This window comes from Nocardia sp. NPDC003979 (assembly GCF_053605015.1).
Map to the genome: position 1 here is coordinate 1 of NZ_JBSGIJ010000022.1, position 10,799 is coordinate 10,799.

Sequence of the window (10,799 nt, forward strand, 5' to 3'; positions counted from 1 at the left end):
TGCTGCCCGGCTCCTGCACCCGCGCGATCGACGCCCGCCCCGGCGACGACTTCCTCGCCGAATTCACCGGACTCGGTTCTGTCCGTCTGCGTTTCGCCTAGGCCCGCGCTACCTCTCCGCCGCTGAGTCGACGCGGTAATCCAGTACTTCGCCGGTTCGCCGGCCCAAATATCGAGGAGGCTTACCGTGGCCAACGGGAACGTCACCGCCGCGATCGTCGGATCCGGCAATATCAGCACCGATCTGCTCTACAAACTGTTGCGGTCGGAATCCATCGAACCCCGGTGGATGATCGGGATCGACCCGGCCAGTGAAGGGCTGAAGCGGGCTCGTGGGCTCGGCTTGGAGACCTCGGCCGAGGGTGTCGACTGGTTGCTCGCTCAGCCGGAGAAGCCCGACCTTGTCTTCGAAGCGACCTCGGCCTATGTGCATCGTGCCGCCGCACCGCGATACGCCGAATTAGGTATTCGGGCAGTCGATCTGACGCCGGCCGCGGTCGGTCCGGCCGTTGTTCCGCCGGTCAATCTCGCGTCGTTGGTCGACGCGCCGAATGTCAATATGATCACCTGTGGTGGACAGGCGACGATTCCGATCGTGGCCGCTGTCTCGCGAGTCGTTCCGGTGCCCTACGCCGAAATCGTGGCCTCGGTGTCGTCGGTGTCGGCCGGGCCCGGTACCCGCGCCAATATCGATGAATTCACCAAAACCACCAGCCGGGGTGTGGAAACCATCGGCGGCGCCCAGCGCGGCAAGGCGATCATCATTCTCAATCCGGCCGAACCGCCGATGATCATGCGCGACACCATCTTCTGCGCCATCCCCGAAGACGCCGACCAGGCCGCGATCACCGACTCGATCCACCGCATGGTCGCCGACATCCAGCAGTACGTGCCCGGTTACCGGCTTCTGAACGAGCCCCAATTCGACGAACCGTCCGTGGTTTCCGGCGGCTTGGCGAAGGTTTCGGTGTTCGTGGAAGTCGAAGGCGCGGGCGATTTCCTGCCGCCGTATGCGGGCAATCTCGACATCATGACCGCCGCCGCCACCAAGGTCGGCGAAGTCATGGCCGATCAGATCCACGCCGCCCGCGTGTGAGCGCGTATCCCTCCGCCCCGGCCTCGTTAGGAATTCCCATGCCGTACTCCGCTGATCTCGACATCCGTATCACCGACACTTGTCTGCGCGACGGGTCGCACCACAAACGTCACCAATTCACGACCACCGAGGTCCGCGATATCGTCGCCGCGCTCGACGGCGCCGGTGTTCCCGTCATCGAAGTCACCCATGGCGACGGACTCGGCGGTTCCTCGTTCAACTACGGATTCTCCAAAACCCCAGAACAGGAACTGGTTCGAATCGCAGCCGACACCGCCACGCAGGCCAAGATCGCGGTCCTGATGCTGCCCGGGGTGGGAGTCAAAGAAGACATCAGGATCTCCCAGGACAACGGCGCCTCCATCTGCCGCATCGCCACGCACTGCACCGAAGCCGACGTCTCCATCCAGCATTTCGGCTACGCCCGCGACCTCGGTCTGGAAACCGTCGGGTTCCTCATGATGTCGCACACCCAGACCCCTGAGGCGCTGGCGAAACAAGCCCGCATCATGGCCGACGCCGGCTGCCAATGCGTTTACATCGTCGACTCCGCGGGCGCCCTGGTCCTCGATCAGGTCTCCGACCGCGTCGCCGCCCTGGTCGCCGAACTCGGCACCGACGCCCGGGTCGGTTTCCACGGTCACGAAAACCTCGACCTCGCCGTCGCCAACAGCATCTACGCCATTCGCGCGGGTGCCACTCACATCGACGGCAGCGCACGCCGCTTCGGTGCGGGCGCGGGCAACACACCCGTCGAAGCCCTCGTCGGGGTCTGCGACAAACTCGGGATCAAAACCGGCATCGACTTCTTCGCCATCGCCGACGCCGCCGAAGATGTCGTGCGCCCGGCCATGCCGCAGGAATGCCTCCTGGACCGCCAATCCCTCATGATGGGCTACGCGGGCGTCTACTCCAGCTTCCTCAAGCACGCCGAACGCCAAGCCGAACGCTACAACGTCTCCGCCGCCGAAATGCTTGTCCGCGCAGGCGAACGCAAACTCGTCGGCGGGCAGGAAGACCAGCTCATCGACATCGCCCTCGAACTGCAACGCCGAGCCAAGGTCTAGCCGCGGTCACTACCCGACGGCACTCGAGGCGAGATAGTCCGCGCCGCCGACATATACCGTCCGCCCGTCGGCGTCGCGAGACTCGGCCGCGGTCACGATTGCCGCGGCGAAATCCTCGACAGTCGGCAACGGGCCCGCCGCACGGCGTGACGCGACACTGCTCGCGTCACGCCGTTCCAGCAGCCGGACGATGATCGTGCCATCGATCATGTCGCCGGATACAACACTGAAACCTACTCCCCGCGACCGGAATTCGGGAATGCGCGCGCGCAGGGCGTCCTCACCCGCGCGCTTGCTCTGCGCGATCGGTGCGTAACCCACAGGCACATCGGACTTCTCGTGAATGAAGTGCGCCTGATGGCTGGTGACGAACACGATGCGTCCACCCGACGGCATCAAGGGCAGCATCGCCTTCGCGAGATCCACCTGCGCGTCCCGATTGAGGCGCAGCGCGTAGCCGGGGTCCGCGTCACGCTCGAGACCGCCGGAAGCATTGAGCACCAACACATCCAGCCGACCATGTGTTCGCTGGATATCTGCCGCCATGGCAGCGACATCATCTGGCTCCGACACATCCGCGCCGATCGCTGAGGCGCTACCACCGGCCATCACGATCTCGGTGACGACGGTCTCGGCTCGCTTGCGCTTCTCCCGGAAGTTCACGAGCACGTGCGCACCGGTCGCGCCGAACTGCCTCGCCGTCTCCGCACCGATTCCGCGCGAAGCCCCGGTCACCAGCACCACCCGCCGCGCCGTCGATTCCACCATCGTGTTCCTCTCGCCCGCGTGCTTCTGATTCAGAAGCAACTATCGCGCTTCTGAATCAGAAGCGCAACCGGCGGATGATCCCGATGCCCGGCGGAAACGATGCTCCGCCAGGCGATTCGACCTAAGCGGCGACGGTGATCACGATCTTCGCCCTGCCATGTTCGGATTCCATGTAGCTGATGGCTGCGGGCGTCTCGACCAGTGGGTAGGTCCGATCGATGGCCGGGCGGACCTGCCCCGACTCGATCAGCTCACGGAGTTCAGTCAGCGACTCCGGACTCTGCTGAGCCAGCGGGCCGCGGATCGACGGTTTCACGAACGGCCGAGCCAGCTGGCCGAGCGCGAGCAAGCCGACCGGACCGAACACGCTCCCACCGTCGAAATTTCCACCACCGGACAGAACGAGGGTGCCGGTGGGCTCTACCAGGCGAAGGAGTTCGCGTAGGCCACGCGTGCCCGCCAGGTCGAGAACGGTGTCGTAGCGGCCGGTCACGGTCTCGCGGGTGTAGTCGAACACGTGCGCGGCGCCGAGTGACCTTGCCGCCTCGACATTGCGGGTACTGCACACCCCGGTGACCTCGGCACCCCTGGCCCGGGCGATCTGGACCGCGAAGGTACCAACCCCTCCGGAGGCACCGATGATCAACACCCGGTTTCCGGCGCCGACGTGACGCAGGCAGGTCAGGGCGGTGTTGGCGGCCAGCGGTACGGCCGCGGCCTCCTCGAAGCTCAGGTTCTTCGGCTTTCGGTCGAGGAGAGCGCGCGATACCGCGAGGTACTCCGCGAACGCGCCGCTGACCGCCTCTCCGAACACGTCGTCGCCCACCGCGACATCGGTGACCCCGTCGCCCACCGCCTCGACCGTCCCAGCGAAGTCCCCGCCCTGCACCGGATTCGCCGGGCCCTTGCGACGGAACACCGACCGATCCATCCACCGCGCGATCTTCGGATCCCCCCGCATCACATGCCAATCCCGCGCGTTCACCGACGCCGCACGAACCCGAACCAGCACCTCCCCCGCTCCCGCTTCCGGGCGCCCGACATCGGCCACCGCCAACATCGCCGACGACCCGTAAACCTGCTGCACGATTGCCTTCACCTCGACAACGCTAGGCGTCGCGACCGCCCGCACACATCGGGGAACTCCCCCAGGTATTCCGGATTCAGGACCCCGTCCGATCGCCCGAATGCTTCTGATACAGAACCAGCTATCGTGCTTCTGAATGAGAAGCGCAGCCGGCGGTGACGAGACCGCAGAACCCTCGGCGAAGATCATCGCCGCGATCGACCTGCTCGGACAGCGGTGGATGCTGCGCGTGATCTGGGAACTCGAACCCGGTCCCCTCGGCTTCCTCGACCTGCGCCGCCGGATGGGCAATTGCTCGTCGAGCATGCTGTCCGACCGCCTCCAGCAATTGACGTCCGCGGGCCTGACCCGCAAGAACGGACCGCGCGGCGCCTACGAGCTCACCACCGAGGGCGCCCTCCTGGCCGAGTCCCTCCAGCAGGTCTGGGACTGGGCCGAACAATGGACACCCACCGGCGACGGCAACGGCCGAATCCCCTGGCGTCCCACCCGCTAGTTCATGGGCAGTTGATCACCACGCCCTGGGACGGATCAGCGCCGTCAGGAGAGCTTTCTTGGCGGCTCGGTGAGTGAGCACTTACCATCGGGGGCATGGTTCGTCTTCCGCTCAGTCCCGCCCAGGTCGAAGCCGGGCGCCGGCTGGGTCGGCGACTGCGGACGGCTCGGGGCGATCGCGAACTGAACGAGGTGGCCGGGCGGGCGGGGATCTCTCCCGAGACCCTGCGCAAGATCGAGTCCGGGCGCATGCCCTCCCCCGCGTTCGGCACCATCGTCGGGCTCGCCGAAGCGCTCACGATCCCGCTCGCCGAGCTGGCCGAGGTCTACCGCGCCGAGCAGGTCGCCGAATCCGCCTGAGCCGTTCCGGTTCGTGCTCGTCGACGGCGAGGCGCTGGAACGATCTACCGGCGATGCATCGATTCTTCGTTGTCGTATCCCAGGGTGACGTCGTGGGTGATCTCGCCACGAGTGACCGCCACCTGACTCGCGACCGGTGGGTACCCGCGCGCGACGACCGTGTACTCCCCCTCCGGCAGGTCGGGCACGAGGTAGCGGCCCTTCTCGTCGGTGCGGGTGGTGGCGGCCGGGTCGCCGCTGGAATCGAGGACGGTGATCTCGACATCCGCGACCGGGCGGTCGCCGTCGACCCAGGCCGAGCCGGTCAGGATGGCCATCGGTTCCAGGTCGATATCGCGGTGCAGTGAGCCGGTTTCCGGGACGGTCAGGGCGAGTGCTGTCGGGCGCATGTGGTCGGCCACCGCGACCAGGGTGTACGTGCCGCTGACGACATCACGGCAGACGTAGGTACCGTCCTCGCCGGTGATCGCCGCCCCGACCACCTCCCCCTCGGGATCGGTCAGGGTCACGGTCGCACCCCACAGTGGTTCGCCGCGCCGCGCCGAGCGCACCACCCCGGTGAGCTCACCCGCCCCGGTGAGCATCAGGTCGACGTGCTGGGCCCGCTCCCCGATCGACACGCTCACCGCCTCGGGCTGATGACCGGCGGCGGCCGCGATGAGAACATAGTTGCCCGGTCGTGGTGCCTCGATCATGTAGGCGCCGTCGGCGTCGCCGTTGCCGCGCGCCACCTGGTGTCCGTGCTGATCGATCAGGGTGAGCGTCGCCGACGGGACCGGGCGGGCATCGTCACGGCGCAGCAGTCCCGCGATCACCCGGCCCGTCGCGCCCGGCCGCAGTTTGCCCGCCATCTCGTGTGCGTCGTAGAGGCTCACATCCCGCAACTGGGCACCTTCGTCGGCCTCGTCGGGCACGGGATCCTCTTGCAGCGGAATCTCTTTCATGAACACCAGGACCAGGCAGGCGACGATCGCCAGATCGGCGGCCAGCAAAAACACGGTGTGCATCGAGTCGGTGAAACCCTCGAGGATCGGGATCCGCAGGTGGTCGGGCAGGGCCGCGATGCCACTGGTGTCGCTCTGCAGGGCCTCGAGCCGGGCGGCGTCGAAACCCGGCGGGAGGGTGCCGCCGAACGCGCTCAGGATGGAACCGGGCAGGCGATCGAACAGCACGGTGAGGAACACCGCGACACCGAGGGTGCCGCCGAGCTGCCGGAAGAACGTGGCCGCCGCCGTCGACACACCCATCTCGGTGCGCCCGACCGCGTTCTGCGCGGCGATCACCAGTGTCTGCATGCAGCCGCCGAGCCCGAAACCCATGATCGCGCTGTAGGCGAGTGGCTGCCACAGCGGACCGTCGTAGGTGATGCGGGCGAACAATCCGCAGCCGATGGCCAGGATCAGCGCGCCGAGCACCGGCAGCACCTTGTAGCGCCCGCTGGCCTTGGTGATCAGGCCCGACAGCTGGGCGCCGACCATGATGCCGAGCACCAACGGCAACATCAGCAGGCCCGCCTCGGTGGGCGAGAACCCCCGCACCACCTGCAGGTATTGCGGAACCATCGTGATGGCCCCGAACATGGCGACACCGATGAGGAATCCGCCGAGAATCGCGACGCTGAAGGTGGAACTGCGGAACAACCGCAGCGGGATCAGCGCCGCGTCCTTCATCAGGAACTCGACGATGACGAACACCAGCAGCCCGGCAACGCAGATGCCATAGCAGAGCAGCGATTTCGGGGACGTCCAGCCCCACAGCCTGCCCTGCTCGGCGACGATCAGCAGCGGCACCACCCCGACGACCAGCGCCAGCGCACCGAACCAGTCGATCCGGCTGCGCTGCCGGGTGTGGCCGACGTTGAGCACGCGCCACACCACCAGGAACGCGAGCAGACCCACCGGCACGTTGACCAGGAACACCCAGCGCCAGCCTTCGATACCGCCGAGGCTCTCGTAGTCGGACAGGAACCCGCCGACCACCGGCCCGAGTACCGTCGCGATGCCGAAGACCATGAGGAAATAGCCCTGGTAGCGGACCCGTTCCCGGGCGGGCACGATGTCACCGACGATGGTGAACGCCAACGACATCAGCCCGCCTGCCCCGAGGCCCTGGAAGGCGCGGCACCCGGCCAGCTGGTACATGGTCTGGGCGAAGCAGCAGGCCGCCGAACCGATGACGAACAGTGCGATCGCCAGCAGATAGAACGGTTTACGCCCGTAGATGTCGGCGAGTTTGCCGTAGAGGGGCGTGGTGACGGTCGCGGTGATGAGGTATGCCGTTGTCGCCCAGGCCTGTTCGTCGAAGCCGTCGAGGCTGTTCGCGATCCGCACGATCGCGACGCTGACGATGTTCTGATCGAGTGCGGCCAGGAACACCCCGAGTAGCAGGCCGGACAGAATGGTGAGTGTCTGGCGGTGCGTGAGGCGTGGTTCGGCGACGACGGTATCGGTCATGGAAAAGCCCTGGTTCTGATCGGCTGGCTGGTGGGTGTCGATCATTCGGCCCACGCAAGGGCCGACAACCCCGCTGCGAGGAAAACTTTGCGCCGCGGGTGGAACTCTTCATGCGCTGGTGGCCAGAGCTTACCCACGTCGGATCCGGGTCCGTCACCGAGGGATCAAGTTACCGTTCATTTCGCACCGAAGCGGTAGGCGGCGGCAATCAGCTCCGCCAGTCGTGGATCGCGAGCTTCGTCGAGAGAATGCACCACTACCAGGTGATTCCAGCGGGCACGGCCCACCTGTGTCACCCGGTATACCGGCGCGTGCGCCGTTTCCCGGTCGAGCGCGAGCATGATCTGCACGGTGCCTTCGGGATTCTTTCCGGTGACGTTGTAGAGCCACACCCACGCGAACTTCCGCGCGACGGCGAAAACGATCTGCGAAGCCGCCGACACCTCGACCGGACCATTGCTCGCGATCAATTCGCGCAGTACTCCGAAGATCTCACGCGAATGTGGTTTGCCCGAAAAGTACGCCTCGACGGCGGGGCCGACGGAATCGCTCATCGCGGTACGGCCGGGGCCGCGGTGGTGAGCCGCTCGGCCAGGGTGGACAGGGTCTGCGAACAGCCGGCCGGAATGCGCACGGCGGCCAGGTCGTCGGCGCGGGTTGCGCCGCGATTCACGATCACCACCGGCACACCGTTCTTCGCGGCCCGGCGGACGAATCGCAGCCCGGACATCACGGTGAGTGACGACCCAGCCACCAGCAGCGCCTCGGCGTCGTCGACCAGGGCGAAGGCCGCCGCCACCCGCTCGGCGGGGACGGTTTCGCCGAAGTAGACGATGTCGGGCTTGAGCATGCCGCCGCACCGGGCGCAGTCGAGCATCCGGAAGCGGTCGGTGTCGGTGACCACCGCGTCCGCGTCGGGCGCGACCTCGATACCGCCGCCGTGCGAAACCTGGTCGGCGAAATCGGGATTGGCCGCCTCCAGTTGTTCGGCCAGCGTCATGCGGGAGATCACCGCCGCGCAGCGCAGGCAGCACACGCGGGCATACGTGCCGTGCAGGTCGATGACCCGGCGAGCACCTGCTTTCGTGTGCAGCAGGTCGACGTTCTGCGTGATCACAGCCGACACCACGCCCGCGTGTTCCAGCCGGGCCAGCGCGCGGTGGCCCGGATTCGGGCGGGCGGCGTCCATTCGCCGCCAGCCGATGTGGTTGCGGGCCCAGTACCGCTGCCGGAAGGCGGCGTCGCCGACGAACTGCTGGTAGGTCATCGGATTGCGGGGCGGTGAATCGGGGCCGCGGTAGTCGGGGATGCCGCTGTCGGTGCTCAAACCCGCCCCGGACACCACCACGACGCGGCGTCCGGCCAGCAGCTCGGCCGCACGCGCCACCAGGTCCCGGGTGGGCTCGCCCATGAAGTCATGGTACGAGTGGGCGGGCGCGGGGCGGCACGCCGGTGGAGTTGCGTGGCGAGCGGGTGCGGCGACATGATGACTCATCTGCCCGGCGATGTCAGAGGAAACTGGTGTCCGACAACGACGAACACGGCCGAAGCGCGCTCAACGGCGCGGTCGACGGGACCATTGTCGCCGTCCGCCGCATGTTCTATGTCCTCGGTGACGAGGTCGACCGCTCCGAGGGCCCGATCGAGTTCACCTTCCACAACGGTGCCACCCTGTTGCTCGATTCCGGGGTGGACGGCTCGGAACTGCGGATCCGGTCGGCACCGTGGCGTGATCCGTTCGAGCCGCTCGTCGACCCGGTCAATATCGAATACGTCGCCGAATCGGGCAAATACACCGCCTTCGATGTCACCGACGAGGAACCCTACAGCGCCTTCACCGGCCGTCGCGTCGACGCCGTCTCGGTCGTCCCCCTGCCCGACGGCCGCCCCCGCGCGGCGACCCTGTACCTCGGCGAGGCCGTGGTGAAAGCGGAAACGGTGGCCGACGAAGTGATCGTCACCCTGGTGCCCGCATGACGGGCTTCGCCCACCGCATGCGCCGATTGTTCGGCACCGGAACGGATTCCGCACCGACCGTGTTCGAGACGACGCCGTTGCGGCCGGAGTTCGCCGGTGAGCACCTGCCGGGGAACCGGGTATGGGACGGCACTCACGTCACCTATCTCGATGAACAAGCGCGCCTGCGGTTCCGGCTCCACACCCGCGACGGGCTGCTCCACACCGCCGACGGCGCCCTGTTCGACACCACGGCGGCCAGTACCCTGTGGTCACCGGAAGGCGGCCGGGCGATCTTCGTCATGGACGCCGCTGGCGCGCTGTACTCCTCGCCCCAGCACCTGCTCGGCCGGTTCCACCATTCGAGTTTCCTGGCCGGTGGCCCGGTAGCCGCCGCCGGGGAGATCGTGGCGCGACAGGGACGGGTGCTGCTGGTGTCGGATCACAGCACCCACTACCGGCCCCCGCGACGCTTCACCCGGCAGGTTCCGCTCGCCTTGCGCGCCCAGGGCATCGAAGCCGGCGACCTACCCCTCGAAATGCGTTCGCAGGAACCGTGATCGGCGGGCTCAGTGCCCCGACGCCAGTTCCGCCATCACCCTGTCGGTGAGCTTGTCGATGACGGCGCCGCGAATCTGGTGGCTCTCGTTGGCCAGTGCCGTAGTGGTGCACATCCCGAACGCGCCGTCGGCGTCGTAGAGCACGGCCGCGCCCGCCGCGATCCCGTCGTCGCTGAGATGACCTTCCGCCTCGATGCCCATCTCGACGCCGATCGGCATGCGCGAGAACGTGATCGACACATCGGTATTGATGAAACCGATGCCGTCGGTGCCCCAGTTGGTGACCAGACTCGTCTGCTCGCCCGTCATCGCGGCGTAGCAGAACGGGGAGGACTCCTCACCGGCGACGACCGGGATGTTGCGCACCCATTTGCGTTTCCGGGTGTCGTTCTGGTGCTCGGTCATCCGGATCGACCAGCCGTCGGCATGGCCGTCGCTGCCGAACAGGTGCAACCCCTCCTCGATCGCCGCGCGCGCGTCCGGCGGCGGCAGCGGCCGCGCCCGGTCGGACCGCCACACCGCACCGGGCGGCTGCGCCGAGCGCTTCAGCAGCAACGCGCTGCCCCTGGCCACGACCGCGTCGTCCGAGCGCAGGCTGACGGCGACCGCGCGCACACGCTTGCCGTCACGCACCAGCTCGCTCTCGACGGTCACGGGCACGGCGGGCACCGCGCGGTGCAGGTCGACGGTGAACCGGGCGGGCACGAACTCCTCGGTGCAGTACCGCGTCTCCACCTCCCGCGCCATCAACCCGCACACCGGCGGCCCCGACAGCGTCTTGGGACCCCACAGGCTCAGCGAGAACCTGGTCGGCTCGAACACCGCGCCCGTGCGGGTGAAGTACGCCGGTGAGGTGGTCATGGCGACCCTTTCCGGCCAGGGTGTTTCCCGGGCTCACCCGCCAAGATTAGAACGCGTTGCAGTTTTACGGCAACTCGCGTTCGCCGTCGATCACGAG

Annotated in this window: 12 protein-coding genes and 1 pseudogene; 7 read left to right on the forward strand and 6 right to left on the reverse strand. The window is 67.3% G+C overall.

Annotated features, from left to right (window positions below):
• The 3 genes and pseudogenes from ACWEVR_RS29225 to dmpG all read left to right on the forward strand — a co-directional run.
• A pseudogene (locus ACWEVR_RS29225) lies at nucleotides 1-101 on the forward strand (2-keto-4-pentenoate hydratase); the annotation flags it as partial.
• Nucleotides 102-186: 85 nt separating this feature from the next.
• Entirely contained in the window at nucleotides 187-1,095 is a 909-nt protein-coding gene (locus tag ACWEVR_RS29230) for an acetaldehyde dehydrogenase (acetylating) (protein ID WP_452469560.1), read from the forward strand.
• Nucleotides 1,096-1,133: 38 nt separating this feature from the next.
• Nucleotides 1,134-2,162: a 4-hydroxy-2-oxovalerate aldolase gene (gene dmpG, locus ACWEVR_RS29235; protein ID WP_452469561.1), complete on the forward strand. Its 1,029-nt coding sequence runs from the start codon at nucleotides 1,134-1,136 to the stop codon at nucleotides 2,160-2,162.
• Nucleotides 2,163-2,171: 9 nt separating this feature from the next.
• On the opposite strand, the gene ACWEVR_RS29240 is transcribed toward dmpG, so the two are convergent.
• Both ACWEVR_RS29240 and ACWEVR_RS29245 read right to left on the reverse strand, forming a co-directional pair.
• Complete coding sequence (locus tag ACWEVR_RS29240) at nucleotides 2,172-2,930, reverse strand: SDR family oxidoreductase (RefSeq protein ID WP_452469562.1); 759 nt, start codon at nucleotides 2,928-2,930, stop codon at nucleotides 2,172-2,174.
• 121 nt (nucleotides 2,931-3,051) lie between these two features.
• Nucleotides 3,052-4,029, reverse strand: coding sequence for an NAD(P)-dependent alcohol dehydrogenase (locus ACWEVR_RS29245; RefSeq protein WP_452469563.1), 978 nt, complete (start codon nucleotides 4,027-4,029; stop codon nucleotides 3,052-3,054).
• 124 nt (nucleotides 4,030-4,153) lie between these two features.
• On the opposite strand from ACWEVR_RS29245, the gene ACWEVR_RS29250 reads away from it, so the two are divergent.
• On the forward strand, nucleotides 4,154-4,513 hold the full coding sequence (locus ACWEVR_RS29250; RefSeq protein WP_452469564.1) for a winged helix-turn-helix transcriptional regulator: 360 nt from the start codon (nucleotides 4,154-4,156) through the stop codon (nucleotides 4,511-4,513).
• A 95-nt stretch (nucleotides 4,514-4,608) separates the two neighbouring features.
• Nucleotides 4,609-4,872, forward strand: a complete 264-nt coding sequence (locus ACWEVR_RS29255; RefSeq protein WP_067492131.1) for a helix-turn-helix domain-containing protein — start codon at nucleotides 4,609-4,611, stop codon at nucleotides 4,870-4,872.
• Nucleotides 4,873-4,916: 44 nt separating this feature from the next.
• Here the strand turns inward: ACWEVR_RS29255 and ACWEVR_RS29260 are convergent, their stop codons facing one another.
• The 3 genes from ACWEVR_RS29260 to ACWEVR_RS29270 form a co-directional block, all read right to left on the reverse strand.
• A complete protein-coding gene (locus ACWEVR_RS29260; RefSeq protein ID WP_452469565.1) occupies nucleotides 4,917-7,325 on the reverse strand; it encodes an MFS transporter in 2,409 nt (802 codons plus the stop codon).
• A gap of 176 nt (nucleotides 7,326-7,501) precedes the next feature.
• Nucleotides 7,502-7,879 (reverse strand): DUF5655 domain-containing protein, encoded by a 378-nt coding sequence (locus tag ACWEVR_RS29265; RefSeq protein ID WP_452469566.1) that lies wholly within the window; start codon nucleotides 7,877-7,879, stop codon nucleotides 7,502-7,504.
• Nucleotides 7,876-8,736, reverse strand: a complete 861-nt coding sequence (locus ACWEVR_RS29270) for an NAD-dependent protein deacetylase (RefSeq protein ID WP_452469567.1) — start codon at nucleotides 8,734-8,736, stop codon at nucleotides 7,876-7,878. The genes ACWEVR_RS29265 and ACWEVR_RS29270 overlap by 4 nt, the downstream gene beginning before the upstream one ends.
• A gap of 110 nt (nucleotides 8,737-8,846) precedes the next feature.
• Between ACWEVR_RS29270 and ACWEVR_RS29275 the strand changes: the two genes are divergently transcribed.
• Both ACWEVR_RS29275 and ACWEVR_RS29280 read left to right on the forward strand, forming a co-directional pair.
• A complete protein-coding gene (locus ACWEVR_RS29275) occupies nucleotides 8,847-9,302 on the forward strand; it encodes a hypothetical protein (RefSeq protein ID WP_067492129.1) in 456 nt (151 codons plus the stop codon).
• Nucleotides 9,299-9,841 (forward strand): hypothetical protein, encoded by a 543-nt coding sequence (locus ACWEVR_RS29280; RefSeq protein ID WP_452469568.1) that lies wholly within the window; start codon nucleotides 9,299-9,301, stop codon nucleotides 9,839-9,841. The genes ACWEVR_RS29275 and ACWEVR_RS29280 overlap by 4 nt, the downstream gene beginning before the upstream one ends.
• A 9-nt stretch (nucleotides 9,842-9,850) precedes the next feature.
• Here the strand turns inward: ACWEVR_RS29280 and ACWEVR_RS29285 are convergent, their stop codons facing one another.
• The gene (locus ACWEVR_RS29285; RefSeq protein ID WP_452469569.1) at nucleotides 9,851-10,702 is read right to left on the reverse strand and encodes an acyl-CoA thioesterase domain-containing protein; all 852 of its coding nucleotides are present in this window, start codon (nucleotides 10,700-10,702) and stop codon (nucleotides 9,851-9,853) included.
• Nucleotides 10,703-10,799 lie beyond the last annotated feature (97 nt).

Coding starts and splice junctions, on each gene's coding strand:
- dmpG (WP_452469561.1), top strand. CDS start 1,134: ATGCCGTACTCCGCTGATCTCGACATCCGTATCACCGACACTTGTCTG.
- ACWEVR_RS29240 (WP_452469562.1), bottom strand. CDS start 2,930: ATGGTGGAATCGACGGCGCGGCGGGTGGTGCTGGTGACCGGGGCTTCG.
- ACWEVR_RS29250 (WP_452469564.1), top strand. CDS start 4,154: ATGAGAAGCGCAGCCGGCGGTGACGAGACCGCAGAACCCTCGGCGAAG.
- ACWEVR_RS29255 (WP_067492131.1), top strand. CDS start 4,609: ATGGTTCGTCTTCCGCTCAGTCCCGCCCAGGTCGAAGCCGGGCGCCGG.
- ACWEVR_RS29260 (WP_452469565.1), bottom strand. CDS start 7,325: ATGACCGATACCGTCGTCGCCGAACCACGCCTCACGCACCGCCAGACA.
- ACWEVR_RS29265 (WP_452469566.1), bottom strand. CDS start 7,879: ATGAGCGATTCCGTCGGCCCCGCCGTCGAGGCGTACTTTTCGGGCAAA.
- ACWEVR_RS29270 (WP_452469567.1), bottom strand. CDS start 8,736: ATGGGCGAGCCCACCCGGGACCTGGTGGCGCGTGCGGCCGAGCTGCTG.
- ACWEVR_RS29280 (WP_452469568.1), top strand. CDS start 9,299: ATGACGGGCTTCGCCCACCGCATGCGCCGATTGTTCGGCACCGGAACG.
- ACWEVR_RS29285 (WP_452469569.1), bottom strand. CDS start 10,702: ATGACCACCTCACCGGCGTACTTCACCCGCACGGGCGCGGTGTTCGAG.